General features: G+C 60.8%; 22 protein-coding genes. 11 read left to right on the forward strand and 11 right to left on the reverse strand.

What is annotated here, in order from left to right; translation table 11 throughout:
- Positions 1–43: 43 nt before the first annotated feature.
- The 4 genes from PYH37_RS06020 to PYH37_RS06035 all read right to left on the reverse strand — a co-directional run bounded on the left by PYH37_RS06020 (position 44) and on the right by PYH37_RS06035 (position 4343).
- A complete protein-coding gene (locus PYH37_RS06020) occupies positions 44–1582 on the reverse strand; it encodes a tripartite tricarboxylate transporter permease (protein ID WP_280732418.1) in 1539 nt (512 codons plus the stop codon).
- A gap of 35 nt (positions 1583–1617) precedes the next feature.
- Positions 1618–2118 (reverse strand): tripartite tricarboxylate transporter TctB family protein, encoded by a 501-nt coding sequence (locus PYH37_RS06025; RefSeq protein ID WP_280730542.1) that lies wholly within the window; start codon positions 2116–2118, stop codon positions 1618–1620.
- 117 nt (positions 2119–2235) lie between these two features.
- Complete coding sequence (locus PYH37_RS06030; RefSeq protein ID WP_280730543.1) at positions 2236–3222, reverse strand: tripartite tricarboxylate transporter substrate binding protein; 987 nt, start codon at positions 3220–3222, stop codon at positions 2236–2238.
- Positions 3223–3296: 74 nt separating this feature from the next.
- Entirely contained in the window at positions 3297–4343 is a 1047-nt protein-coding gene (locus PYH37_RS06035; RefSeq protein WP_280730544.1) for a 4-hydroxythreonine-4-phosphate dehydrogenase PdxA, read from the reverse strand.
- Positions 4344–4543: 200 nt separating this feature from the next.
- On the opposite strand from PYH37_RS06035, the gene PYH37_RS06040 reads away from it, so the two are divergent.
- Positions 4544–5230, forward strand: coding sequence for a GntR family transcriptional regulator (locus PYH37_RS06040; protein WP_280730545.1), 687 nt, complete (start codon positions 4544–4546; stop codon positions 5228–5230).
- A gap of 67 nt (positions 5231–5297) precedes the next feature.
- On the opposite strand, the gene PYH37_RS06045 is transcribed toward PYH37_RS06040, so the two are convergent.
- Positions 5298–5843 carry a Pycsar system effector family protein gene (locus PYH37_RS06045; RefSeq protein ID WP_280730546.1) on the reverse strand — a complete coding sequence of 182 codons (546 nt, stop codon included), beginning with the start codon at positions 5841–5843 and terminating at the stop codon, positions 5298–5300.
- 132 nt (positions 5844–5975) lie between these two features.
- Here PYH37_RS06045 and PYH37_RS06050 point away from each other — a divergent pair, with 132 nt between their 5' ends.
- Complete coding sequence (locus tag PYH37_RS06050; protein WP_280730547.1) at positions 5976–9572, forward strand: FecR domain-containing protein; 3597 nt, start codon at positions 5976–5978, stop codon at positions 9570–9572.
- The gene (locus tag PYH37_RS06055; protein WP_280730548.1) at positions 9572–11560 is read left to right on the forward strand and encodes a CHASE2 domain-containing protein; all 1989 of its coding nucleotides are present in this window, start codon (positions 9572–9574) and stop codon (positions 11558–11560) included. Before PYH37_RS06050 ends, PYH37_RS06055 begins: the two co-directional genes overlap by 1 nt.
- A 174-nt stretch (positions 11561–11734) precedes the next feature.
- Here PYH37_RS06055 and PYH37_RS06060 read toward each other — a convergent pair whose 3' ends face one another.
- Genes PYH37_RS06060 through PYH37_RS06075 form a run of 4 tightly spaced genes read right to left on the reverse strand, consistent with a single transcriptional unit; the run spans position 11735 to position 14323 of the window.
- Positions 11735–12256 (reverse strand): DoxX family protein, encoded by a 522-nt coding sequence (locus PYH37_RS06060; RefSeq protein ID WP_280730549.1) that lies wholly within the window; start codon positions 12254–12256, stop codon positions 11735–11737.
- Entirely contained in the window at positions 12246–13046 is an 801-nt protein-coding gene (locus PYH37_RS06065) for an HvfC/BufC N-terminal domain-containing protein (RefSeq protein ID WP_280730550.1), read from the reverse strand. Before PYH37_RS06065 ends, PYH37_RS06060 begins: the two co-directional genes overlap by 11 nt.
- Complete coding sequence (bufB, locus tag PYH37_RS06070) at positions 13033–13962, reverse strand: MNIO family bufferin maturase (RefSeq protein WP_280732419.1); 930 nt, start codon at positions 13960–13962, stop codon at positions 13033–13035. The genes PYH37_RS06065 and bufB overlap by 14 nt, the downstream gene beginning before the upstream one ends.
- 37 nt (positions 13963–13999) lie before the next feature.
- Positions 14000–14323 carry a BufA1 family periplasmic bufferin-type metallophore gene (locus PYH37_RS06075; RefSeq protein ID WP_280730551.1) on the reverse strand — a complete coding sequence of 108 codons (324 nt, stop codon included), beginning with the start codon at positions 14321–14323 and terminating at the stop codon, positions 14000–14002.
- 290 nt (positions 14324–14613) lie between these two features.
- Between PYH37_RS06075 and PYH37_RS06080 the strand changes: the two genes are divergently transcribed.
- Both PYH37_RS06080 and PYH37_RS06085 read left to right on the forward strand, forming a co-directional pair.
- On the forward strand, positions 14614–15150 hold the full coding sequence (locus tag PYH37_RS06080; RefSeq protein WP_280730552.1) for a sigma-70 family RNA polymerase sigma factor: 537 nt from the start codon (positions 14614–14616) through the stop codon (positions 15148–15150).
- A gap of 1 nt (position 15151) precedes the next feature.
- Positions 15152–15790, forward strand: a complete 639-nt coding sequence (locus PYH37_RS06085; protein WP_280730553.1) for an NrsF family protein — start codon at positions 15152–15154, stop codon at positions 15788–15790.
- A gap of 95 nt (positions 15791–15885) precedes the next feature.
- Here the strand turns inward: PYH37_RS06085 and PYH37_RS06090 are convergent, their stop codons facing one another.
- Positions 15886–16464, reverse strand: a complete 579-nt coding sequence (locus PYH37_RS06090) for a LabA-like NYN domain-containing protein (protein WP_280730554.1) — start codon at positions 16462–16464, stop codon at positions 15886–15888.
- A 287-nt stretch (positions 16465–16751) separates the two neighbouring features.
- Here PYH37_RS06090 and PYH37_RS06095 point away from each other — a divergent pair, with 287 nt between their 5' ends.
- From PYH37_RS06095 to PYH37_RS06105, 3 genes are all read left to right on the forward strand, one after another.
- A complete protein-coding gene (locus tag PYH37_RS06095; RefSeq protein WP_280730555.1) occupies positions 16752–17084 on the forward strand; it encodes a hypothetical protein in 333 nt (110 codons plus the stop codon).
- A gap of 647 nt (positions 17085–17731) precedes the next feature.
- On the forward strand, positions 17732–18823 hold the full coding sequence (locus PYH37_RS06100) for a glycosyltransferase family 4 protein (RefSeq protein ID WP_280730556.1): 1092 nt from the start codon (positions 17732–17734) through the stop codon (positions 18821–18823).
- Between the two features lie 13 nt (positions 18824–18836).
- Complete coding sequence (locus PYH37_RS06105) at positions 18837–21023, forward strand: amylo-alpha-1,6-glucosidase (protein WP_280730557.1); 2187 nt, start codon at positions 18837–18839, stop codon at positions 21021–21023.
- A 337-nt stretch (positions 21024–21360) separates the two neighbouring features.
- On the opposite strand, the gene PYH37_RS06110 is transcribed toward PYH37_RS06105, so the two are convergent.
- Entirely contained in the window at positions 21361–21549 is a 189-nt protein-coding gene (locus PYH37_RS06110; RefSeq protein ID WP_280730558.1) for a hypothetical protein, read from the reverse strand.
- 382 nt (positions 21550–21931) lie between these two features.
- On the opposite strand from PYH37_RS06110, the gene PYH37_RS06115 reads away from it, so the two are divergent.
- The 3 genes from PYH37_RS06115 (at position 21932) to PYH37_RS06125 (ending at position 25133) form a co-directional block, all read left to right on the forward strand.
- Entirely contained in the window at positions 21932–22441 is a 510-nt protein-coding gene (locus tag PYH37_RS06115; protein WP_280730559.1) for a DUF4142 domain-containing protein, read from the forward strand.
- 932 nt (positions 22442–23373) lie between these two features.
- Positions 23374–24660 (forward strand): SDR family oxidoreductase, encoded by a 1287-nt coding sequence (locus PYH37_RS06120; protein WP_280730560.1) that lies wholly within the window; start codon positions 23374–23376, stop codon positions 24658–24660.
- Positions 24660–25133: a DUF2269 family protein gene (locus PYH37_RS06125; protein WP_280730561.1), complete on the forward strand. Its 474-nt coding sequence runs from the start codon at positions 24660–24662 to the stop codon at positions 25131–25133. The genes PYH37_RS06120 and PYH37_RS06125 overlap by 1 nt, the downstream gene beginning before the upstream one ends.
- Positions 25134–25195 lie beyond the last annotated feature (62 nt).

Genomic DNA, 25195 nt, shown 5'->3' on the forward strand with positions numbered 1-25195 from the left:
GGCAAAACTCCTTGAAGATTGGAAGGTTGTCGGCGGCGGCCGGTCAGGCCGCCGCGCTGCCGTCTTTATGAGGCGTTGTGACCTCCGGCTTGCGCCCGCGCAGCGTGCCGATCAGCCAAAAGACGAGGGGTGAGAGCAGCAGCACAAGACCGACCGCCATGAGCGCGGAAACGAGCCCGTTCGACCAGAAGATGTTCAGGCTGCCACCGGACATCAGCATCGATTGACGGAAAGCGTCTTCCGCCTTGTCGCCGAGCACCATGGCAAGAACCAGCGGTGCAAGCGGATAGTCGAGCTTCTTGAAGATATAGCCAAGCAGGCCGAAGCCGATGACGAGAAGAATATCGGAGACCGAATTGGCAACCTGATAAGCGCCTGAGAAGATCACCGCCACAATGATCGGCCCGATGATCGAGAACGGCACGCGCAGGATCGAGGCATAGAGCGGCACAGTCGCAATCACCAGGAAGACGGCGACAATGTTGCCGAGATACATCGAGGCGATCAGGCCCCAGACGAAATCCGGGCGATCGGTAAAGAGCATCGGGCCTGGCGTCAGCCCCCAGATCATCAGGCCGCCCATCATCACCGCCGCGGTCGCCGACCCGGGCACGCCAAGTGCCAGCATCGGCAGGAGCGCGGAGGTGCCGGCCGAATGGTCGGCGGTCTCGGGCGCCACGACGCCGCGCGGATCGCCCTTGCCGAACAACGACTTGTCGCGAGCGGAACGCCGGGCGACGCCATAGCTCATGAAGGAAGCCGCGGTCGGTCCGGCAGGCGTGATCCCCATCCAGATGCCAATGATGGTCGAACGGGCGATCGTCAGCCAGTAGCGCGGAATCTCGATCAGCGTCCGGCCAATCTCGGCAAGCTTGACGCGCGCCTTGATGCCCTCGAAACGCAGTCCTTCTTCCGTCGTCAACAGCAACTCGCCGATGCCGAAGAGGCCCATGACGGCGATCAGAAAGCTGACGCCCTTGATGAGCTCGGGAATGTCGAAGGTAAGGCGCAGGTTCCCGGAAATCGTGTCCATGCCGATCGAGGCGAGCGCGAAACCGAGCATCATCGAAACAAGCGTCTTGAAGGGTGATTGCGCGCCCATCGAGATGAAGCTCGCAAACGCCAGGAAATAGACGGCGAAATATTCGGGCGAGGAGAACCGCAGTGCGAAGTTCGCGACCCAGCCCGAAAGCAGCGTGATCATGATGACGCCGGCGAGCGCTCCCAGCCCTGCGGAGACGAAGGCAAGCGTCAACGCCCGGCTCGCCTGTCCGGCCTTCGCCATCGGATAGCCGTCGAAGGTGGTCGCGACCGACGAGGGTTCGCCCGGAATGTTGAACAGGATCGACGTCGTCGAACCGCCGAACAGTGCGCCCCAATACATGCAGGACAAGAGGATGATCGCCGAGATCGGATCCATGGAGAAGGTGAGCGGCAGCAGAAGCGATACGCCGTTAGGCGCGCCGAGGCCTGGCAGCACGCCGACAAGGATGCCAAGCGTCACCCCCACCATCATCAGCAGGATGTGGCTCCAGCTGAGGATGTGGCCGAAGCCATCGATCAGCAGACCGATATTTTCCAATGTCATTCCTCCCGCAAGCGGTGCATCCGGACGGGTCAGTAGATCCCGAACCAGGCCTCGACCGGTCCCTTCAGCAGCGGAACCTGGAAGCCGATCTCGAAAACGATGAAGAAAAAGAGCGAAACGCCGAGGCCCGCCGGCAGGGCGATCCACCACTTGTAACGACCCTGAAAGAGCATCGTGGCAGCGATATAAAGCGCCGTCCCGACATAGAGCCCGAGCCAGGCGGAAACCGCGGCAAAGGCCACGAGCGGCAGCAGGAAGGAGGCAACCACCTTGGCGCGGGCGCCGTCGAGAAAGATCTCACCCGTTCCGCGATGCTTGCGGAACGCCTGAACCAGGTTAACGACGCTGCCGAAGATGATGAGCAGACCGATGTAGAATGGGAAATAACCCGCATCCGGACCCATGTCGGTCCAGCCCGCGCCGATTTCGAGCGAGCCGTAACAGACCGCGGCGCCGAAAGCGCCGGTCAGAACGGCAACGCCAAGCTCGACCGCGAAGCGGGTGAGCCCATTCGCACTGCGCTCAGTCATGGTCGTGACCTTTCAGATCGAGTGACGGGCGCCGAATGCGTGGGAGAAAGGATGGCGCGGTATTCTGCCCGCATCTGCTTCTCCGTCCGTTAGGGCGCCCGTTCTACAAAAACGGCTTTAGTTGGCAAGCCAGCCTTCCCGCTTCAGCACGTCGCTGACCGCTGCACCATCCATTTCGATCGCCGACTTGAATTCGTCGCCGCTGAGATAGGATGGGGATTGCGAGGTGTCGGCGAGGTACTTCGCCCATTCCGGTGTTTCGGAGACCTTGCGCAGAACATTCGCGTAGAATTCGACGACATCCTGGTCAACGCCAGCCGGCAGCCAGACGGTTCGGGGCATGGAATAACTATCGATGGAAATACCCGACTCCTTGCAGGTCGGAATGTCGCTCCAGCCCTTGTCGCCGGCGACCTTGGTCTCGCTCGAAAGCTTTACGCTCTTGAAGACGCAAAGCGGCTTGACCATGCCTGCCTGCCACTGGCCGAGATTTTCGCTTGGATTGTTCACATTGGCATCGATGTGTTCGCCGGCGAGCTGGACCGCTGCTTCGCCGCCGCTCTTGAACGGGATGTAGCCGATTTGCGCGCCGGTCGCGTCGTTGATCATCGACGTCAGGATTTGGTCGACATCCTTGGACTGGCTGCCGCCGATCTTCAGTCCGCCTTCCTTCGCCTTGACGGCGAAATCGGCGGCCGTCGCGTAATCGGCCTTGCCGCTCACCCAGAGAATGAACTCGTCGGACGCAAGTGCCGCAACGGGCGTCAGGTCGTCAGCCTTGTAGGGAACCTTGGCGCGTACCGGCAGCAGGTAGGCGTTGTTGGTGCCGAATGCGAGCTTGTAGGCGTCGCCCTTATAACCGGCGGTGTAGACGAAGCCTTCCGCCCCGCCGGCGCTGCCCTTGTTGGTGACGACGACTGGTGCCTTCATCAGCTCGTACTTGCCGATGATCGCCTGAATGGTGCGGGCGAAGATATCGGTGCCGCCGCCGGGACCGGCGGTGACGACGAACTCAACCGGACGGTCCGGCTCGAAGGCCGAAGCCGGGGCGGCAACGCCGAAAGCGGCGGCCATAATGCATGCGATGGAGACGGATTTCTTCATGTCTAGTCCTCCCGTTGAGTTGGATCCGGCGCAAGACCTCCCGTGACGCCGGTATTGCTTGAAAACGTGCGAATTCAGGCAGCCGCGGAAAGCGCTGCTGTTTTCTTCGCCATGCGGGCCGCAAGCAGGATCGCCTCGCGGCTGGCGCCGACATCGGCGATGCCCTTGCCGGCAATGTCATAGGCGGTGCCGTGCGCGGGCGTGCAGAGCGGAAACGGCAAACCGCCCATCATCGTCACGCCCTTGTCGAAGCCCATCAGCTTCATGGCGATCTGGCCCTGGTCGTGATACATGGTCAGGACGGCATTGAAGCCTTCCTTCAGCGCCCGGATGAAGACCGTGTCGGCCGGAAACGGCCCCTCGACGTTGAAGCCGAGCGCCTTGGCCCTTTCGACGGCCGGCTCGATGATCTCGATCTCCTCCATGCCGAAGCTGCCGCCATCGCCGGCATGCGGATTGAGACCCGCAACCGCGATCTTCGCCTCGTCATAGCCGGCATTTTTGAGGCAGGCCCGCGTCAGCTCGAGTTCGGCCAGGATGCCTTCCATCGAGAGACTGGACGCCACTTCCGCCAGCGGAATGTGCGAGGTGACGCGCGCATTCCAGACCTTTTCGAGCACGTTGAACTCGCGAACCTTGCCGGTGAAGGAAAGGACGTCGGCGACGAAGCGGATCTCGTCGTCATAGCCCGGATAGGCAAAGCGCATCGCCTGCTTGTTGAAGGGCGTGAAGCAGACGGCGTCGGCATTGCCGACATGCGCCAGTTCCAGCGCGGTGCGAAAATTGCGGGTCGCAAAGGTGCCGCCGGCAAGTGTCGCTTCGCCGCGCGCGACGTCGGCCGGGTCGAGATGAGCGAGGTCGATGAAGACATGGCGAGACGTTCCGACGCCGTCGAGCGCATCGAGTGATGACGCCTCCAGATCGAGCGTCACGCCGGCAACCTTAGCGCCCTCATCGAGAATACGGCGATCGCCGATGGCGATGATGTGCGCCGCCTCGCGAATGTCGGGAAGCGCGAGCAGCCCCGCCGTCAGCTCCGGACTGATCCCCGCCGGATCACCCATGGCGAGCGCGATGACAGGACGCGTTCCCTTCGTTCCGGTCGCATCATTGGTCGTCATACGAGATGTCCTCCGCTTCATGCCTCGGACGCCGTGATACGTTATTCAGAATGCTGTATCAAGTGTTTTGCATTCTGTATGCAGCATTTTCTGTTGACGGCGTGAGATGCAGTCTCCATGCTTGAATAAGGCGCCGCTGATTCAATCGGCCGCGCTCGGGACCAATCGCCGGCGTGCCGGTGGAGGCAGAACGAGAAAAAATGAACGAAATCACCTCATTGGAGCGGCGGCCCGAAGGCGGCCCGGGGCCGATCCGGCGCACGGCGCTGCACGACACGCTGGTCACTCATCTGCGCGACATGATCATCGAGGGCGACCTGCCGCCGGGCACGCGCCTGCATGAAGGCCAGCTCGGCGAACAGCTCGGCGTGTCACGGACGCCGCTGCGCGAGGCAATCAAATATCTCGCGAGTGAGGGCCTGGTCGAGCTCGTTCCCAGCCGCGGAGCCGTCGTCAAACGGTTCAGCGCCAAGGACGTGCACGATATGTTGACCGTCTTGCAGACGCTCGAAGAACTGGCGGGACGACTCGCCTGCGAAGCCGCAAGCGACGCGGGAATAGCGGAGGTGCGGGCGCTGCACGACGAGATGGTCAACCGCTACAGGGCCGGCGACCGTCTGCAATATTACAAGCTCAACCAGCAGATCCACACGGCGATCGCCCAGCTCTCCGGCAATGCTGCCCTCGCCGACATGCATAACGTGCTCCAGACCCGCCTGAAGCGCATCCGCTTCATCGGCCATGAAGGCTCGGAAAAATGGGCTGCGGCAGTCGCGGAACACGAAGAGATGATCGCGGCTCTGGAGGCGGGCGACAAGGCTAAGCTTTCCGAGGTGCTGGGAAGGCATTTGATGAATGCCTGGGAGCGGGTGCGCGACTCGGTTTGACGAGCTCAGGGCGCGCATGCCGAAGACCGCTCTGCCCTCTTTCTACGCTCCGGTAAACTTGCCGCCGTCAGGTCACCGCCAGGAGACCGACAAAGGCGAGCACCGTCACAAGCAAGCCGCGGAACGCGAGATTGACGAAATGGTACTTGCTGCATGCGATTGCCGAGAGGGCATCCGCATTCTCGAAATATTGCCGGAACAGATAGGACACGTCCCCATGGTCCGCCGCCTTCGAGAAGGAATCGCGGTGAACGGACCAAGCACCCCAGAAGAGCGTCGTCGACGTGGCGCTCTTTCGCGGCAGGACCACCAGGATTGCACACACGAGCGAGAACATCGAGGCGAGCGCCAAGGCGGCGGATAGTATCACCGGGAGCATTTCGCCTTCAGTATAGCGACTCCAGGTAAATACGCTCCTGCCTTCTTCCGAGCTAACAAGAAAGGCAAACATGAAAGTGAAGATATAGGCTGCCTTCTGATCGGACATCTTGATCTGATCATAGAACACGTCGTTGATCTTGCGGATGTGTTCGTAATAAGCGGTCGACGGGGCGCCCTGCCCCTTCCCTTCACTTGGCGGATCCAGTGTGTAAAGGTTTGCCCCAGCGTCCATGCGTTTCCCCCATGCCTCTCCTCGCCTCATTACTACACCGGCGGGACAATAACATCCGCCCAAAACTGGGCACTTGACTTTTCACCCCCGGAAATCCACTGGATTCACTGCAACGACGGGGCATATCGCGAGATGCGGAGAAGACTCACGGGGGCATTGCTCAGCGTAATGGCGCTCCTTGCGCCGTGGCCCACGCTTGCCGAACCACTTCCGCGTCCGGCTCCCGCTGCCGGCGCAGTCATCGCACGCAAATCCGGCGAAGAGGTACGATTCGTCGAAGTCTCGAATTGGCGCATCGTCAACCTCGCCCAGGATCTGCTCCCCGGCGATATCCTGCGAACCAACGCCACCGGCGCGCTCGCGGTGCTCTTCAGGGACCATACGCAGATCCGCCTCGGGCGGAACACCGCCTTGCGGGTCAAACAGATCGGCGGAGGCGACACGAACCTCGAACTTCAATCGGGGTCGATCTGGGCCCGCGCCGAGCGCGGCGGTGAGGGCCTGGTGATCGACACGTCGGCCGCAGCGGCCGCCATCCGAGGCACCGACTGGACAATGACCGTCGGCGCCGACGGCAAGACCTCGCTGACCGTCCTCGAAGGCGTGGTCGAGCTTAAGAATACCTATGGCAGCGTGACGGTGAACCAGGGCGAAGGTGCCGTGGCCGCAATCGGCAGCGCGCCCACCAAGATTATCATCGTAACGCCGAAAGACCGCGAGCAGATGCTGTTCCATCTGTCGCTGCGGGACGCGTTCGTGTGGATGCCGCCGTCGCCGCTCAAATTACCCGACATGCGGCGCGAGCGGGAGCGGATCGAAGCTCGAGCGGAGGCCTCGCGTTCGGCGGAGGATTGGCTGACGCTAGCAGAAGTCTACCTGCCGCTCGACGGCAGGCAAAAGGCACGGGCCGCTCTTCAGCAGGCGCGGCGGAGGGATTTGGACCGGTCACAAAAGGCACGCGCAACCCTCATCGAAGCACTATTCGCTGGCTCCGAGAGCCGCTATGCCGATGCCGCAGAGCTCTTCGCCCGCGCCGAGAAGGGGCTGGACGCAAGACGTCGTTCCGTCTCCGTCTATGGCGGATATTTTGCCCGTGCGCTCGCCAACCCTGAACGGGTCTTGAACCCACCTCGTCAGCCGGCAGGTGCCTACGGCGCGATTGCTGAAGCCTGGACCGCGGGCTTCCGAACCGATATCCGAACGGCTATCGAAACGATCAGGAAAGCAGAACGGCAACATCCAGACGATCCGAGCCTGCCCGCCTTCCGCGCTCACTTTGCAATGCTGCTTGATGATCGCAATGAAGTGCGCGACGGCACCGAAAAGGCGCTGGCGATCGATCCCGATGATCCGAACGCGCTCGAAGCGCGCGCCATTTACCGCTTCAACATCGACAACGATAAGGAAGGCGCGCTCGGCGATCTCGAACGGGCCTTGAAGACCTCGCCGGGCTCTCCGACCCTCTGGAACTCGATCGGCATCGTCCAGGGCGACCGTGGCGACAACCGTGCTGCCGAGAAGGCTTTCAAGAAGGCGATAGAGCTCGATCCCGCGGACCCGCTCCCTCACGCGAACCTCGCGATCCAGTACCTGGGCGAGTCGCGGCTCGCCGAGGCAAAGCGCGAGATCGATGCGGCGCTCTCTATAGATTCGTCCTTCGACATGATGCTCGTCGCACGCGGCCAGTATCAGATGCAGAATGGAGACCTGGAAAAAGCCGTCGAAGACCTGCTCGCCGGCTCGACGGCAAATCCAGGTCATGCTGGCGCGCAGATGCTTCTTGCGGCGGCACACTATGAGAACGGCGACCGCGTTGCGGCGGCCCAGGCGCTGGATAACGCTGACAGGCTAGATCCGAATGACCCAGTCGTCTCGCAGTTGCGCACGGCAATCGCCATTGATGCCTATGATGCGGATGCGGCCATCCGCAACGCTCAGGAGTTCATGCGGCGCAATCGGGCAAAAGGCGGCGACACGGCTGCGCTCGGAGCCAATCAGACGGCCGGCTCGACGCTCAACGACGCGTTCCGCCTGCAAGGCCTCGACGCCTGGGGGCAGTATTACGGCGATGCTGTGTTCGATCCCTTCACCGGCGCGAGCTACGTGGACCAGGCGGTGCGCGGCAGCGTCGATCCCTTCTTCAACAATTACGATTTCGACGCGAACGCAATCACCAACACGCTCAGTTCAACCAGCTACTCTGCTCTCATCCAGGCGCTTCTGATCGAGCCGCACATGCTCGCCAGCCGCGAGCGTACGGCCAATCTGGTGCAATCGCCGTTCGTTGAAACCGAGCTTGGCGGTGGGATCATTGCCAATGACGATCATACCGGGTGGGTAGGAGAAGCGGGAGTTCGCGGATTTTCGGCATCCCCGTTCCCGATCAGCTTATTCAGCACGTTCCAATGGGAGGAGCCGAAGGACACGATCGAATCCGGAGGCGCGCGCCTAGAACGAGATTTGCGGATTATCAGAGGCAATGGCTTCATCACGGCCAACCCGACTCCTGACGACCGCTTCGTCGCCTTCGCAAATTATTCGAATGTCGACGATTTCCAGGAACTTCTGCCCAGCCCGCCGGACGTTGAAATAGGGGACAACGCTTCCACCATACTTTCAGGCCTCGCGTGGAGCCACACATTCGGTTACCGCAATGTCGGAAACGCCGCTCTGTTTTTCGATGAATTTCGCACGGATGATAATGAAACACAGCGCTTCGAAGGGAGCGAAGGCAGCGTAGACGTCGATAGGAAAGATCGCAGCTACATCGCTGCCTTGAGCCACACATACGGCGACGGAGATCTGACATGGCGTTATGGCGCTGAGGCCGGCAAGATCCGTTCGGATACAAGGACGCAGTTCAGGTTCCTCGAACCGCCCGATCCTCCGGAAATAGCGACCGTCTTTCAGTCCTCTACGCAGGCGGTGGCGAAGGCCTACGTCGATGGCCTTTACGAGATTACGCCTGACCTCAAGGTCGAAGGCGCACTATTTGCCCGCTACATCGAGGACGTCGACAACAATAGTATCCGGCTCGAGCCGAAACTTGGTGTCGCCTGGGCACCGGCCGAAGGCCATTGGCTGCGAGCCGCCATCCAGCGCGAAGGCTACAACTTCGGCACTGCCACGCTCGCACCGGTCGGGATCGTCGGGCTGCAGCCCAATCAGCTTCTGATCGGTGAGGAAGGTTACGCCGACACGCTGGCACTGCGATGGGACACCGAATGGAGCGACTGGCTCTTCACGGCAGTCGACTACCAGCATCAGGAAATACGCGACGGCTCGATCGATATTCCATTTTTAGTAGAGGCCTTGAATTTCGACAAGGCCAGGGTCGACCGCGTCGCATTGACCGCCAACCTGGCGCTCGGCCACGGGCTCGGTCTCTCGGCGACCGTGGCCCGCATCGAAAGCGAGAACCTTTCGACAGGCAGCAGCGGCGACCTTCCTTTCTTGCCGGAGAATTCGGGCCAGGTGGCTTTGACCTGGGTGAGCACTGCAAACGTCAAGACGACGGTGGCTGCAAACTACGTTGGCGAACGAACGGACAGCACTGCCACGCTCGACGACTTCTGGACGCTCGACGCCGCGCTCCAATGGGAGCCCTTCGACAAACGGTTCGAAGTCGAACTGGCCGGCTACAACCTGCTCGATGAAGAATTCGAGGTTCGTAGCGGTCTTCCCGGCTGGGGACCGACCGCCAAGGGCACGGTCAAAGTGCGGTTCTGATGAACGGTCCCCATCCAGCGCTCGCCCGTCAACGCGCAGCCGCAGCAGTCGATCGCATTCGCCTCTCGCCACGGCGAGCAAAGCTTGCGGCCCTGACCGTCTTCGTCGCTACCCTCGTCTCGCTTGTCTCGTTGACCGGCAGCTGGTCGCTCGCCGACCTGCGCGCCTACGACTACCTCTCGATCATCGGCCGACCCGCGCTGCCCGAGGGTGGCCCTGTTATCGTCGCGATCGATGAACCGTCGATGGCCGAGATCGGCAGCCAGTGGCCCTGGCCGCGCGCCCTGCATGCCCGGCTGATCGAGGCGCTGAGAAAGGCTGGGGCGCGGGCGATCGCGCTCGACGTCATCTTCGCCGAGCCGGCTGCTGCTCCGGAAAACGATATGGCACTGGCCGCGGTTCTCGGGCCGGATGTGGTCCTTGCCGGCGACCAGACGCATATCGAAACGCCGCAGGCCGACCAGTTCGTCCGCACCGAACCGCTCCCCCTCTTCACCGAGAGGGGCGCAAAAGTGGGCATCGCCTCCGTCAATCTCAGCGGCGACGGCATCTTACGGCAGATCCCTCCCTATCCGGACGGTTTCGCCCTGACGTTCGCGACCGTCGCCGGAGCAGAGCCGGTGCCGTCGCCGAGGAGAGCTTTGATCCAGACCTTCGGCCCGGCACGCACCTATCCGACCGTCTCCTATTACCAGGCGTTGGATCCGGAAAACTTCCTGCCGGAAGGCACCTTCCGCGATCGCGTCGTCATCGTGGGCCTCAGCTTGCAGAATGCGCCGTCGATCGCCGATGGCGGCGCCGACGCCTTCGCCACTTCCGACACCATCTTTTCGCGCGGCCTCGTCGCCGGCGCCGAGATCCAGGCGACCATCTATGACAATCTCGTGCACGGGCTTTTTATCAAGAGGGCGGGGACGGCCATCTTCATACCAGCCACACTTCTCGCCAGCCTGGCGGCGGCTCTTGTCGTCTTGAAATCGACGAGTTGGAGAACGCTCGGCTACGGCGCCGGCGCCCTGATTCTCATCTTCCTTGCAAGCTACGGACTGATGCGTCTCGGTCATCTATACGTTTCGCCGCTCGGCCCGGCGCTAGCCTTCCTCGGCGTTGCGGTCGGACAGGCCGGGTTCGACTATGCCGAGGAGCGCCGCCGGCGCCGTGAGATCACCCGCGCCTTCTCGCAATATCTCTCGCCGGCGCTCGTTGAGCGGCTCGCGCAGGATCCGTCGCAGTTGAAGCTCGGCGGCGAGCGGCGCACGCTGACGATCCTCTTCTGCGACGTTCGCGGCTTTACGACGATTTCGGAAGACATGAAGCACGACCCGGAGGGGCTGACGGCGCTTATCAACCGGCTGCTGACGCCGTTGTCGGAGGCGGTGCTCAACCGAGGCGGCACGATCGATAAATATATCGGCGACTGCTTGATGGCCTTCTGGAATGCCCCGCTCGACGATCCCGATCATGCCGTCCATGCGGTGCAGGCGGCGCAGGATATGCTCGCCGCGCTTGACCGCTTGAACGCAGAACTGGAAGCCGAGGCCAAGGTGGCAGGACGCTCGCCGAAGACGCTACGGATCGGCATCGGCATCAACACCGGCGAATGCATCGTCGGCAATATGGGCTCGGCCCGGCGCTTCGACTATTCGGCGCTCGGCGACGCGGTCAACCTCGCCTCCCGTCTGGAGGGAGCGTCGAAGGAATACGCCATTTCCCTGCTCCTCGGCGAACGAACGGCAGCCTTGGCGGCCGCGAAATTTCCGATCGCCGAACTCGATCGGATCACCGTCAAGGGGCGAAGCGAGGTTTCGCCGATCTTCACGGTGGCCGACGGCGCCTCCGAGCCAGAGCTCAAGCGCCACCGCGCTTATGTCACCGCAAAGTATCGCGGCGCCATCGCGGTCGACGACGGCATGTTCGACGAACTCAAGGCGGCACTCCCCTCGCTTGAACGCTATTATGAGCGGGAGCGGGAGCGGCTGATGCAGTAAAGCGAAATCGCGCGGCGATCCATCCTATTTGCCGTCGGTAAGGAAGCCGCGGTCGCCCTCCTCTACAGCGCCGTGCGTCTTTTCAGACGCACAAAGATCGCTGTCGCACTTTGAATTGCTGCCAACGGGTGTTGTCTTGCCCAAACCCCATGGACCTGAACAGAATGGATGAATTCAAGAGCCTCTGGTCCCTGAGGTGAGCCACCCGTCTAGCGACAACCTTCCCGCCCCCCAAGTGACGATGGCAAGCGCCATTGCCGCCCAGGTCAGATGAACCGGCCAGCCGTCAGGCACCGTGAGCTGTACGACGATCGTCATGGCGAGAAGGCCGAGCGCTGCAAGGCGCGTCGCCAGCCCCAATACGAGGAAGATCGGCAACAGAATTTCTGCCGAAGCGACCGCGAACGCCACCACTGCTGGGGCCGGGAAGGGATAAGGCCCACCTGGGAGATGCAGTCGGAACTCGGATGTGAAAAGGAGGATGGCGACATCGTTCAGTTGTAAAAAGCCATCCCACTTGCTCATACCCGAGCGCCAGAAAGGCACGGCAAGGGCGAAGCGCAAGGCAAGCTGGGCAAGGACTGGCGGCGCTGCGGCGGCAATGAGGTCATCAATCCAAGTGAGCCAGTTTCCCCTTCCCAGCCTGTCGGTTCTGCCAAAGAATTTTCGTACCGGAAGCACTGTCTCATCCTCCATGGCGGATCGCTGCGAATGCACCGGCCTCGAGGAGTACCAGAAGGCCAGCCGTCAGGTTGAATTCGGGACAACAGGCGCCGGCCGCTGTCGCTGCCTGACTGAGGGTTTTTTCGGCCAGCAGAAGGCCGAGAAAAGTGTCGGCGCCTGGCGGAAGCCGGCGGATCTCGACTTCGAGCGCCGGCCTCGTAACGAGCGCGCTCTCCGGCGCGGTGGCATCGATCCGGCCGACCGGATCGCTCGACCGGTTCGCTGAAAAGATCGTCACCGCCGGATAGGCTGAGCGGACGATGCGGGTTGCCGGATGTGCCTCGAAGACGAGGTCGCCGAGCTTTTCCGGCGGAATCGATGTCAGGGCACCCGGCTGCAGGACAGCCGCATCGGCCGCATGATAAGCATCGAGCCAGGCCCGCTCGATGCGCGCGACATCCGCCAGCCACGGCATGGATTGGGCATACTCGTAATACTCGATGAATTCGGGAAAATCCCTGCCGTATTCGAAGAGAAGCGGCGACGTCGGCGGCGTTTCACGGATATGAAACCGGGCCATAGCGCGAAAGAAGGTTTCTCCAGTGATGCGCAGGGTCGCGGGGAATGCGGCAGCAAGCGCGTCGATCAGGCTGACAATCACATTGTTGCGATAGACATTGAAGCGCTTGTCGGCAGCCTTGCCGTTCGGACCGGAGACAAGCGCGGGTGTGGCGCCGCCGGGATCGAGCAGCGCCGGCGCGAAACCGGCCGGGTAGCCTAGCCCGTCGGCAAACTCGCGTGAATGTGCCTTAGCCGCGCGCATGCGTCCTCTCCCGCTGGAAACCGGCCGCCTGCCGATCAAGGATCGCCTGCGCCGCCCTCGCCTCCGCCTGCAGCACCGGCCATTCGGGAATGGCGCTGTCCCATTCGACAAGCGTTGGGAGCGGACCGCACCGGCCGATCACGAGGTCGAAGAGTTTCCAGACCGCGTCGGCGACCGGCCCGTCGTGGCTGTCGATCAGAAGACGATCGCCCTCGTCGTCCTCCTGCTCGGCATGCCCGGCCAAATGGATCTCGCCGACATGTTCGAGCGGATAGTCCGCCAGATAGTCGAGGGCGGAGAATCCATGATTCGTCGCCGACACGAAGACGTTGTTGACGTCGAGCAGAAGACCGCAGCCAGTGCGTCTCACGATCTCCCGAATGAACGCGGTCTCGCTCATCGTCGATTCCTTGAACATCACGTAGGTGGAGGGGTTTTCGAGCAGCAGCGGCCGCCGAATCGCTTCCTGAACCTGGTCGATGTGTTCGGCGACGCGCCGAACGGTGGCGTCCGTATAGGGCAGCGGCAACAGGTCGTTATAGTAGGTGGTGCCGTGCGTCGACCAGGCCAGGTGCTCCGAGACGAGCGCGGGCTCGTATCGTTCGACCAGCCCCGCGAAGCGGCCGAGATGGGTCTCGTCCAGCGGCTGCGGGCCACCGATCGACATGCAGACGCCATGAAGCGAGACCGGATAATCCTGACGTATTCGCGTGAGCGCGGCATGCGGAGGGCCGCCAGGCCCCATGTAATTTTCCGCATGAACCTCGAAGAAACCGCCATCCGGCTCTTCCTCCGCCAGGATGGCCGGCAGATGCTGATGTTTGAAGCTGGTGCCCGCCAGCCCGTCGATCCGGTGCGCCGGAAAGCGCAAGTCTCCCGACGCGCCACGATCCGCGTGATTTGCCAGTTTGGCCATCATTGCCTCCGCTTTCCGGCTTGGATTCAGGGGTCGCTTAAGAGGGAACGTCGCGCGTCAGCGGTTCTGCCGAGCCCTTGCGGCCGCCCGGCAATTGCATCGTCGTGCAGGTGCCGCCATCGACGAATTTCCAGGCGTTGCCCTGATAGTCGACCGTCGAAGTCGCCTGGCAAGTCGTGCCCGGACCGGCCGCGCAGTCGTTCTGTCCCTTGAGGGCGACGCCGAAGCATTTCTCCTTGCCCGCGTCCATCGCGGCCTTCACCTCGGCTTCGGACAGGGGCGCGGCCATCGCGAGCGACGACATCGCTGCCGCCACGGCACCCGCAAGGAAGGCCGCGTTGATGGTGGATTTCGTAGACATGATATCTCTCCATGTTGATGGTCTGTGCGCCCGAGTTCCCGGCACACAAAGCCTCGTTCGTCGCCAACAGGAGATATGTTACATTTGTCCGTTACACGCTTTCGTGAGCACAGCCGGTGCGAGATCACGATGATTTTGGATTGACTCGAGCCGGGAATAGACGTGATCCATCGTTGCAGGTGAAGCGGAAAGCGGAAGCTTCCGCTCTTCCATGATGCTCGCTGGCAAAAAGAATTGCGGAGCGGATTGTAACAAGCGGCGAAAACTGGCGAATTGGGAGGAAGGCGCACTTGGATGGTGTGGACGACCAGGACCTCGCCCGCCTCTTACGCGCAGCGCTCGAAGGCGATGAGCGGGCCTATGGCGACTTCCTGAACGAAGCCGCGAACCTTGTGCGCGCCTGGGCGCGGCGAAGGATTGCATTCGGCGGCCTGGATCCGGAAGACGTCGTCCAAGAAACGCTGCTGGCGCTCCATCTGAAGCGCCACACGTGGCGGAGCGACGGTCCGGTGATGCCATGGCTCTACGCGGTTGCGAGGCACAAGCTTGTCGACGCTTGGCGGAGGCAGGGCCGTCATGCCTGCGTTGACATCAGCGAGATGGAAGACCGGCTCGCTGTGCAGGATACTGAAACGGCTCGGGATTGGGAGATCGGCCGCGCGCTCGAAACGCTCACGCCGGGACAGCGCTCGGTCGTCACAGCCATATCGGTCGAAGGGCGCACGATAGCCGAGGCGGCAAGAAGCCTCGACATGAACGAGACCGCGGTTCGCGTCGCCCTTCACCGCGGCCTTGCTGCCATCGCAAAGCGATTTGGACGGGAATGATATGCAGACGCACGAACTCATAAAAGCGCTCGCAGCAGACACCCGTCGCCCCGGCATGCCGATGAGCGTCGCCTGGTCGGCCGCGACCGTGATCGCCGTGGCCATTGCCGCGGCCGCTTTCTTTGCTCTGCTCGGTCCGCGGCCGGATTTCGCCAGCGCCGCGCAAACGCTCCGTTTCCTGTTCAAGTTCGTAGTGACAATCGCCCTTGCTGCAAGCGCTTTTGGCCTCCTCCGCGTGTTGTCGCGTCCGGAAACCGCAACAGGCCGATTGCCGTCGTATCTCGCCATCGCGCCAGCATTGGTAGTGGCAGGCGTCGCGATCGAGCTTGCCGTACTGCCTGCCGGCACGTGGCCGGCGCGCCTTATCGGGACGAACAGCGTCGTCTGCCTCACGTTCATTCCGCTGCTCGGGATCGGCCCGCTGTTGCTCCTGTTGCTCGCGCTGCGTCACGGCGCCCCTTCTCGCCCGGCGCTTGCCGGCGCAGTGGCGGGGCTTACGGCCGGCGGTATCGCGGCCACCTTCTATGCCGCCCATTGCACGGACGATTCACCGTTGTTCCTGGCAGCCTGGTATACGATCGCCATCGCAATTCTGGCGCTTATCGGCGCCCTTGGCGCGCTCCGCATCGCTCGGTGGTAGCAAGCAGGGATAGGACCAAGGCCCTTTGTCATGCCGTAAGGGCGATTTCGGGGGGATTCGGTGTCAATAGTCTGCGCGGCAGCTTGGCGTCGCCCTCACGTGTCGACGTCTTGCGGCCTGGGTTCGGTCCCGTTTGCCGCACGTTCGGAGTGTTCCCGGCTTATTTCGCCGCGAAGCGCGACCAGATCGATGAAGTGATCGGCCTGGCGGCGCAGGTCGTCGGCAATCATCGGCGGCTGCGTCGACATGGTCGAGACCACCGATACCTTGCGGCCCTTGCGCTGCAGCGCTCCGACGAGCGTCGTGAAGTTGCCGTCGCCTGAAAAGATCACCAAATGATCGACGGTCTCGGACTGTTCCATGGCGTCGATTGCCAATTCGATATCCATGTTGCCCTTGATCTTGCGTCGCCCGAGCGAGTCGGTGAATTCCCTCGCTGGCTTGGTGACGACTTGGTAGCCGTTATAGTCGAGCCAATCGATCAGCGGGCGGATCGAGGAAAATTCCTGATCTTCGATCAGTGCCGTATAGTAGTAGGCCCTCAGCAGATAGCCGCGTTTTTGAAACGCATTGAGCAGCTTGCGGTAGTCGATGTCGAAACCGAGGCTCTTCGATGCGGCGTAGAGATTAGCACCGTCAATGAAAAGCGCGATTTTCTCGCGAGGATCGAACATTTCGGTCTCTTTTCCCCACGCATAGGATTGGTTCCGAAGTGAAGCTCGTCACCTACGTGCGGAATAGCACTCTCGTTGAGTATTCTACGCCAAAACCGAACGGCGGGGCAGCCACCAACTTATAACCCTCACTCCCGGCCGCGGGGCAGAATGGACGGCAGAGGATTTGTGATGCTTGGGCCGACAAACGGGTCTGACCGCTGACGGCGGCATCGGCCACCGGCCGCTTTGTCCGGTTTGGTACCAAGGGCAGCATTCCGCACCATAAGACTCGCCCGGTGAACACGATGGCGTACAATGTCGCCGTCCTGGCTGACAAACGGGGCGCGGTGACTGGGAGGTCATCATTCTATTTCAGAGCGGGAGGATTGTTTGTGCATCCATCGGCGAAATGCGCATCCGAACCGATCCTTCCTGACGAACTTGCCTTTCTGCGCAAGGTGTTCAAGCAAATGTTGGAAGAGAGCAGAATACCTGCTGGGAGCGTTCAGGCGGAGACCATGGCGGCCAGATTGATCGCGATTTATCAGGCAGGCGTACGAAATGAGGCCACTTTGCGAGCACTGGCCAAACCTTTTAAGGACCGGCCACTCCCGCCAACAGAACGCGCGCTTATCTAAGCGGACCGCCCTTTGCTGTGAACCAAGTTCATGACAACCTCGACGGATGAAGCTTGACCAAAGCGTGCGCAACACGGCGCCAAAAATAGATGATTTGCGCGAATTCGCGTTCAATACCCCTGCTTGCGGTGAGCTGCCCGCATCGGCCGATTAGATCTTGCATGCTATGACACCCGTCCTAAATCAATGGTGCAGTCAGAACTGATGACGATTGGTGGAGCTTTCAACCGGTTGGAGTCGGGTATGAGAACGGACGGAAACAACAGGCGGGATTTCGCAGCCGCGGTTAATCATGAGCTGCTGAGACAAGTGCTGTTCTTCGATCACCCAAAAGAGGTGCTTCGTTCTCCTTCCCTATCGCAAGGGGAAAAGCGGGCGCTCCTCGCTTTTTTGCTTCGGACTTGCACGAAGGCCATTTCCTGAAACGGGGTATGCAACGAAGGGCCTGTTACGACGTTCACGACAGCCGCTACATGCCGCACCCATAGGGGGCCATCTGAAGATTGTTTCAGATGCTTTCGAATGGCAGTTAACGACAGGAGGACCAGCAAACCGCTCTCGACTTTTTGTAACTGAACTCGTGCTTGCCGACGGGGCGGAAGCCTATTGGTCCGTCAATGCTTGGCTCATCGGAGGAGGTTTTATCGATGAAGATCGCTCAGATAGCGCCACTTGCAGAGAGTGTTCCACCCAAGCTTTACGGAGGAACTGAACGGATTGTTTCCTATCTCACCGAGGAGTTGGTCCGGCAAGGTCATGATGTAACCCTATTTGCCAGCGGCGACTCGGTCACGAAGGCCAAACTGGTGCCCTGTTCCAGCATTGCGCTGAGGCTCAACGCGACGGTAAGCGATCATATCCCTCATCAGATTATCATGCTGGAAGAAGTCCGCCGCCGCGCACACGAGTTCGATGTCCTGCATTTCCACATCGATCTGATCCATTTCCCCCTGATACGCGACTTCGCCGACCGCACCGTCACGACGCTTCACGGTCGCCTCGATCTGCCTGACCTTCAGCCCTTCTATCGCATCTTCCCCGATGTGCCCGTCGTCTCGATTTCGAATGACCAACGCCGGCCGATGCCACCAGTCAATTGGAGAGGGACGGTCTACCACGGATTGGATAAAAACGTGCTGGCATTCCGTGCGGAGCCCATTCGCGGTTATCTCGCGTTCCTTGGGCGCGTTTCACCGGAGAAAAGACCCGACCGCGCCATCGAGATCGCCAGTCAGGTGGGCATGCCGCTGAAGATCGCGGCGAAAGTCGACGCAGCGGATAAGGCCTACTGGGAAACCGTGATCGAACCCATGGTGGCGAGCCATCCGAACGTCGAATTCATAGGCGAGATAGATGAGCGCGAGAAAGCCGACTTCCTTGGCGACGCAGCCGCGCTGCTCTTTCCAATCGACTGGCCCGAACCATTCGGCCTCGTGATGATTGAAGCGATGGCATGTGGCACGCCGGTGCTTGCTTTTCGGTGTGGTTCAGCGCCCGAGGTTATCGAGGACGGTGTCTCGGGAGTCTTGGTCGATACGATGACAGAAGCTGTCGAGAAGCTTGAATGGGCCCTCAAGCTCGACAGACGGAAGGTCCGAGAAGCTTTCGAACGGCGTTTCACCGCCGAACGCATGATGCGGGATTACCTGGAAATCTATCGGGACCTGCCTGGAGTTCGCACGCAAGCGGCCGCTGCCCGCAGGGCGGTCGGAGAAAGAATCGATCTTCACGTCGCATAAAGGATGTCTGCTCATGTCTTCTGCGATCGCCGACGCTCCGGTCTCCGGCGCACCTGAATATTTCATTCCGGCAGCCAACTCTCTTCAGGAACGGCGGCCCAATACCTTGAAGCATGGCGACACATTCGCTGTCTTCGATCACAATGGCGATGCCTATTCGGGACCGGGCAGCCCCGAGGGGCTGTTTCACCGCGATACACGCCACCTCTCGCATCTTTCGGTGACGATCAACTCCGCTCGGCCAATGCTCCTGTCCTCGACGCTCAGGGATGATAACGCCACCTTAACCTGCGATCTGACGAATCCCGACATCCTGAACGCAAACGGCGCGCTCATACTGCCACATGACTCGATTCATCTTCGGCGATCGCGCTTTCTTTGGAACGGCAGTTGCTACGAGCGCCTTCTGGTGCGCAGCTTCCACGAAAAGCCGCAACGCGTAGAAATCAGCATTGCCTTTGCGGCCGATTTTGCGGATTTGTTCGAGGTTCGCGGGAAGGTCCGAAAGCACCGGGGCCAGTTGCATCCGGCCGAAACGACACGACATGAAGTTCGTCTTCGTTATACCGGCCTTGATGCGCTGGAGCGGACGACACGCATTGGTTTCGATCCAGTGCCCTCGCGCTTGACGGACACGTCGGCTGTATACGAGATCGTGTTGGCACCGGGCGAAAGTCGATCGCTTTTCTTCGAGATCAATTGCCAGCGAGAGCCCGTGGTCCCGATTGGTCATAGGTCTTTCTTCTTCGCGCTGAGGGATGCGCGCCGTGCCTTGCGCGCATCCTCGGGCCGTGCAGCATCGATCATGACTTCGAACGAAGTTTTCAACGAAGTCGCGCGGCGCAGCATATCGGATCTCTATATGCTCATCACCGACACGAATGAAGGCCCCTATCCCTACGCCGGCATACCCTGGTTCAGCACGGCGTTTGGTCGCGACGCCCTGATTACGGCGCTCGAAACCTTGTGGCTTGATGCGGAGATCGCACGTGGCGTGCTGGCGCATCTGGCCGCCAATCAGGCCAAGGATTTCGATCCCCTTTCCGACGCCGAGCCAGGCAAGATCCTGCACGAGGTCCGCTTCGGCGAAATGGCCGAATTGCGCGAAGTGCCCTTCCGCCGGTACTATGGCAGCGTCGACTCGACACCGCTTTTCGTGATGCTCGCCGGCAAGTACTTGCAGCGCACGGGCGACCTCGCAACAATCCGGAAGATTTGGCCCAACATCGAGGCCGCGCTGAAGTGGATCGATGATCATGGCGACCGCGACGGCGATGGTTTTCTGGAATACGGGCGCCGGACCGAGGACGGCCTTATCAATCAAGGCTGGAAAGACAGTCACGATTCCGTCTTCCATGCCGACGGCACCCTCGCCAAAGGCCCGATCGCGATCGCGGAGGTTCAAGCATATGTATACGGTGCCTGGGAAGCGGCAGCACTGATGCTGCGGGTCCTCGGTCAGGAGGACCGGGCGCTGGAGTTCACGCAGCGCACGGACGACTTGCGATACCGCTTCGATCAGGTTTTCTTCGATGAAGAGCTTGGGTCCTACGTTCTGGCGCTGGACCGTGACAAGAAGCCTTGCCGCGTCCGCTCCTCCAACGCCGGCCACGCTCTTCTCACCGGACTGGCCTTCCCCGAGCGTGCCGGCACCGTCATAAAAACACTCATGGGCGGCTCGTCCTATTCGGGCTGGGGAATACGCACGGTGCCCACCACAGAAAGCCGTTATAATCCAATGAGTTATCATAACGGCTCGGTGTGGCCTCACGACAACGCACTGATCGCGCTTGGCATGGCGCGGTACGGGTATCGTCAAGAAGCCGCCCGTATTTTCGAGGGATTGTTTGCAGCGTCGACCTACATCGATCTGCGCCGTCTGCCTGAGCTCTTTTGCGGATTCCCGCGCCAGCGTGCCCAAGGCCCGACCTTCTATCCGGTGGCGTGCATTCCCCAGGCATGGGCAGCGGCGGCGCCTGTCTCTCTGATCCAGTCCTGCCTCGGAATAGAATTCCAGACAAAGTCGATGCAGATTACGTTCGACACACCCTTTTTGCCTGACTTCCTCGACGAGCTCGAGATCAAGAATCTGGGGATCGGCTTGGGTTCCGTTGACGTTGCGGCATACCGCTCCGGGTCTCGGGTCATGATCGATGTGCTTGAGCGAAGAGGAAGCGTGCGCGTGGTGACGCTCATCTGACGGATCAAATTTCACGGGGCGGCGCCGAGTTACTCGGCATTCCTCTGAATTAGGAAGGCAGCGGCCGTCTTAACGTGGCCCATCTCAAAACCGGCTGTGTCCGAGAGCGCACGAACAATGGTTGCCGCTGGAGTAATCGCATTTCGCGCGATATCTTAGGGGCCCGCACACTTGCAAATTTGCCCCTCCACGAGCGCTCGGAGGGGCTTTTTTTGCTCTGCTTTCTACACAAGTCACCTGCGTCGGCGGAGCAGCCATCGAGCACGTACGTTGGTCGCTCGAGCGTTGGGCCGATACCTGTCGCCTGCAGGCGCTCGGCGGTGCTTTCTGCGCGAGATTAAAGCGGTGCGATCGTATTGTGCGGAAGCGGCGTATAGACCTTGGTGTAGGTCCTATCGTCCTTCAGGACGCTGCCCTCCACGACCAAGTACGCGACGATGCCGCATACCGCCAGGAGCAAGACACCAACCGGAAAAGCGGAAGAACCATGACCTTCCTGAGCTTGCCAATCCTTTTTGCCATACATAAGAACCTCCCATCAAAGGAGAGGAAGTACCTGCAGAGCCGATCTTGGGACGCCAGGGGTGATCACTCCGTATCTCTGCATCACACGACGCTTTGTCCTGTGCTCGAGTGATGTTTCCATCCTTCTGATTTCCTGCCTTCGCCGAGAGCCGTTCAAACATTAAGCTCCTCCCGATTAGAAGCTCGCACAATGCGGGCCACAGTCAAGGATTAGATGTTGCTAAAATGAGCGAGCCCAATTGTGTGAAGAACGTAGTCGTCCGCTTCCCGCAGAGCGAGAGGTGGCTCGAATTTCCATACCGAAAAGACATCCAGGGCGTTTCGCCCGCGCTCCCGGAACTATAGCCGGCACCGCTGGTTAGGCGCCGTCCGGAGGTGCGATCATGAAATCTGCCAATTTCAGTCTTGCCGTTGCAGTTATCTCCCTCGATCTTTGGCAACCCGCCTTGGCACAGCAATCGATGACGCCAGTCGAACCCCAAGAGTTCGCACGGCAGGCAGCCATGTCAAATCTCTTCGAGCTAAAGGCCGCTGACCTGGCGCGGCAGCGTGGCAAGGCGGAACAGGTCCTGGAATTCGCCGACCGGATGAAGACGGATCACTCCAGGGCCGGAAAGGATCTAGCTGAAGCTGCGCGCAAGGAAGGCGTCGAGTTGGCCAATACCCTCGACAAAGCGGGCGAAGAGAAACTAACCGCACTGAATGCGCTTAAAGGCGGCGAGTTCGATCCGGCCTACCTTTCATCGCAAGTGACCGCGCATGAGACCGCCGTCGAACTCTTCGGGTATTATGCGGAACATGGACAAGCCGGCGCGCTAAAGGCCTTCGCCGAGGCCACTTACCCGACTTTGAGAATGCATCTGATCCAGGTGCAATCGCTTACCTCGCCGTGATCAGCAGAGGCACAAAACGGAAGACGCTTGGACGCATAGCAGCGTGCGTGCGCATTCGGAACTGTGTGAAACGCTGAAGCAATGCCCGCCGAAGCAATGCCCGCCGGGGGAGGAGAGCGGCGGGCATTGCTGTTTTCACCGGCTGTTGGCGATGGCCGGTCGTTTCATGCATGAACGTCGCTTCGGCGACGCGGACATAACCGGCAGCCGGCGGAATGGTTCCTCCCGTCTGGGACGAACTGTCGACATGACTTCGCTCGCCGCACTCTGTCCTGGGGCTATTCAATAGAAGCGGCAAAGTCTTCGGACGCCGGCGCGAGGTCGGATGTCCGCCCGCAAAACACTGCGGTCCCTCAACTGCCCTCAGCGATCTTTGCTCTTGGACCGCGTAGATCGGGACCGGCTTCCGGACTTTTCGGGAGGAGACTTCTTGCGAGAACCGCGCGGTTCATCTTGCCAATCACTGATGGCGTCGCCATGCATCGAGAGGTCAACCGGTCTGATATTGCGCATCTTTGCTAGCCCAGCGACATCAGGTGCGGTGGCAGATCCACCATCGGGGTCGGACTTGGCTTGTTTTTCTTTTGGTCGTTTCACCGTTTCCTCGCGGGACGAGATCGATCGTCACATATTCTCGACAGGACAATCTCAAGCTCAAACGATCTCGCTACGGTCTTGTTCCGCGAAGCGCGCGCCTCGATACTTTCTGGCGGTATTCCGATGCGATGCCGAGAATGGCAGGAGATCACCATCTCGAAGGTCTCAGCAAGGCTTGAACTGATTTCCATTCCCCTAAAGATGCGAAGGAACATTCCCCGCTTGACGGTCGTTGGAGACCGCGCAGTTCTCAGGCGACTGCAAGACGCCTACAAGATACCAGAAGCAATGCCGGCAAAGTGCCGGACTCCTGCCGAAGATCGAGAGGATCAACGATGAGAGTGCTCGTGTTAGGCGCTTCCGGCCTGATCGGCTCCGCGGTCTGCGCGAAGCTTTCCGAAGGTGGGACGGAAGTAATCCGCGTGATCCGGCCCGGCTTGTCCCGGGCTGGGAGTATCGGCGACGTTGTGGAACTCGACCTTACGCGAGCGGTCGGGCCTGAAGACTGGTTGCCCCATCTGTCGGGCGTCGCTGCTGTCGTAAATTGCGCAGGCACGCTTCAGGACGGGCCAGGCGAGGATACGTCCGGCGTCCACGTCCGCGGTCCTTCGGCACTGTTTCAAGCTTGTGAACAGGCGGGCGTGCGCCGCGTTATCCATTTCTCCGCAATGGGGGTCGAAAAGGAGCAGCCCTCCTCGTTTTCGCGGACGAAGCTCGAAGGTGACAAGGCACTGATGGCTCGTGATCTGGACTGGGTCATTCTACGTCCCTCCGTGGTGCTCGGCCCGGGAGCTTTTGGAGCCAGCGCACTTTTCAGGGGTTTGGCCGCGCTGCCGTTTCTGCCGCTGATGCCGAATACCGGACGGCTCCAGGTTGTGCGCCTTGAAGACGTCGTGCGCACCGTCGAGATCTTCATCAGTCCGACTGCTCCTGCGCGCCTCATCTTGGAGGTCGCAGGCCCAGAAGCCTTGTCTTTTGAGGATGTCGTAAGCGCCTACCGCCGCTGGTTTGGCTGGCCCGCTGCGCGCTCCGTCAGCATACCTGCACCCCTGGCGAGCCTTATCTACAAGCTCGGCGATCTTGCCGGATCACTGGGGTGGCGTCCGCCGACACGGAGCACGGCGCAAAAGGAGATCACACGCGGCGCCGTTGGCGACATTCGAACTTGGGTCGAGAAAACGCAAATACAACCAATAGCGCTCTCCGAAGCCCTCGCCAGAACACCGGTTTCCGTCCAGGAACGGTGGTTCGCGAACCTCTACCTTCTCAAGCCCGTTATCTTTGTCGTCCTATCTCTGTTTTGGATCGGTACGGGCGCCATCTCACTCACATCCGGATACGACATCGGCGTTGATCTAATGCAGCGCGCGGGCGCTCGATTGCTCGCCGGGCCGAGCGTCGTCGCCGGAGCGCTTGCAGATATTGTCATCGGGGTTGCAATTGCGATTCGTCGAACCAGTCGCATCGGGCTCTATGGCGCCGCTGTCCTATCGCTTTTCTATGCAATCGCCGGAACGATCCTGCTCCCCGAATTGTGGAACGAACCGCTCGGGCCGCTCCTGAAGATCTGGCCAATCCTGGTACTGCACTTTGCCGCGTTGGCGATCCTGGAGGAGCGATAATGCTCTATTTCATCCTTAAGTTTCTGCATGTCATCGGCGCATCAGTCCTGTTTGGCACAGGAGCGGGAATCGCGTTCTTCATGCTTCTGGCACACCGGACCGGCCGCGCAGAGACGATTGCTGCCGTCGCCCGTATCGTCGTCGTCGCAGACTTTCTATTCACTGCCACCGCCGTCGTTTTGCAGCCGATAACGGGGATCGCACTCGCTTGGAATGTCGGCTACTCCCTGACGGAAGGATGGATCCTGCTGTCAATCCTTCTGTACGTGGTTACGGGTGCATTCTGGCTTCCGGTCGTGTGGATGCAGATGGAAATGGGTAGGCTTGCAGAAGCGGCGAGCAAAGGCGGCCAGCCTCTGCCAAAGCGCTACCACCAGCTGTTTCATCTGTGGTTTGCCTTCGGCTTTCCGGCCTTTGGTGCGGTTCTTGCGATTTTCTGGCTCATGATCACACGGCCCGCCATCGAATGGTGAACGGGAAGAAACATCGTTCTCTTTCGAGCAACGCTCGGGGCTGACTGATTACCGGCGCGGCA

The organism is Sinorhizobium numidicum (genome assembly GCF_029892045.1).
GTDB classification, from domain to species: Bacteria; Pseudomonadota; Alphaproteobacteria; order Rhizobiales; family Rhizobiaceae; genus Sinorhizobium; species Sinorhizobium numidicum.

Excerpts from the sequence above, each read along its gene's own strand:
- PYH37_RS06065 (WP_280730550.1), bottom strand. The coding sequence starts at position 13,046 with ATGCGCGCGGCTAAGGCACATTCACGCGAGTTTGCCGACGGGCTAGGC.
- PYH37_RS06045 (WP_280730546.1), bottom strand. The coding sequence starts at position 5,843 with ATGGACGCTGGGGCAAACCTTTACACACTGGATCCGCCAAGTGAAGGG.
- PYH37_RS06075 (WP_280730551.1), bottom strand. The coding sequence starts at position 14,323 with ATGTCTACGAAATCCACCATCAACGCGGCCTTCCTTGCGGGTGCCGTG.
- PYH37_RS06050 (WP_280730547.1), top strand. The coding sequence starts at position 5,976 with ATGCGGAGAAGACTCACGGGGGCATTGCTCAGCGTAATGGCGCTCCTT.
- PYH37_RS06120 (WP_280730560.1), top strand. The coding sequence starts at position 23,374 with ATGAGAGTGCTCGTGTTAGGCGCTTCCGGCCTGATCGGCTCCGCGGTC.
- PYH37_RS06040 (WP_280730545.1), top strand. The coding sequence starts at position 4,544 with ATGAACGAAATCACCTCATTGGAGCGGCGGCCCGAAGGCGGCCCGGGG.
- PYH37_RS06105 (WP_280730557.1), top strand. The coding sequence starts at position 18,837 with ATGTCTTCTGCGATCGCCGACGCTCCGGTCTCCGGCGCACCTGAATAT.
- PYH37_RS06100 (WP_280730556.1), top strand. The coding sequence starts at position 17,732 with ATGAAGATCGCTCAGATAGCGCCACTTGCAGAGAGTGTTCCACCCAAG.
- PYH37_RS06025 (WP_280730542.1), bottom strand. The coding sequence starts at position 2,118 with ATGACTGAGCGCAGTGCGAATGGGCTCACCCGCTTCGCGGTCGAGCTT.
- PYH37_RS06090 (WP_280730554.1), bottom strand. The coding sequence starts at position 16,464 with ATGTTCGATCCTCGCGAGAAAATCGCGCTTTTCATTGACGGTGCTAAT.
- PYH37_RS06125 (WP_280730561.1), top strand. The coding sequence starts at position 24,660 with ATGCTCTATTTCATCCTTAAGTTTCTGCATGTCATCGGCGCATCAGTC.
- PYH37_RS06060 (WP_280730549.1), bottom strand. The coding sequence starts at position 12,256 with ATGGAGGATGAGACAGTGCTTCCGGTACGAAAATTCTTTGGCAGAACC.
- bufB (WP_280732419.1), bottom strand. The coding sequence starts at position 13,962 with ATGGCCAAACTGGCAAATCACGCGGATCGTGGCGCGTCGGGAGACTTG.
- PYH37_RS06115 (WP_280730559.1), top strand. The coding sequence starts at position 21,932 with ATGAAATCTGCCAATTTCAGTCTTGCCGTTGCAGTTATCTCCCTCGAT.
- PYH37_RS06035 (WP_280730544.1), bottom strand. The coding sequence starts at position 4,343 with ATGACGACCAATGATGCGACCGGAACGAAGGGAACGCGTCCTGTCATC.
- PYH37_RS06030 (WP_280730543.1), bottom strand. The coding sequence starts at position 3,222 with ATGAAGAAATCCGTCTCCATCGCATGCATTATGGCCGCCGCTTTCGGC.
- PYH37_RS06085 (WP_280730553.1), top strand. The coding sequence starts at position 15,152 with ATGCAGACGCACGAACTCATAAAAGCGCTCGCAGCAGACACCCGTCGC.
- PYH37_RS06055 (WP_280730548.1), top strand. The coding sequence starts at position 9,572 with ATGAACGGTCCCCATCCAGCGCTCGCCCGTCAACGCGCAGCCGCAGCA.
- PYH37_RS06095 (WP_280730555.1), top strand. The coding sequence starts at position 16,752 with ATGGCGTACAATGTCGCCGTCCTGGCTGACAAACGGGGCGCGGTGACT.
- PYH37_RS06110 (WP_280730558.1), bottom strand. The coding sequence starts at position 21,549 with ATGTATGGCAAAAAGGATTGGCAAGCTCAGGAAGGTCATGGTTCTTCC.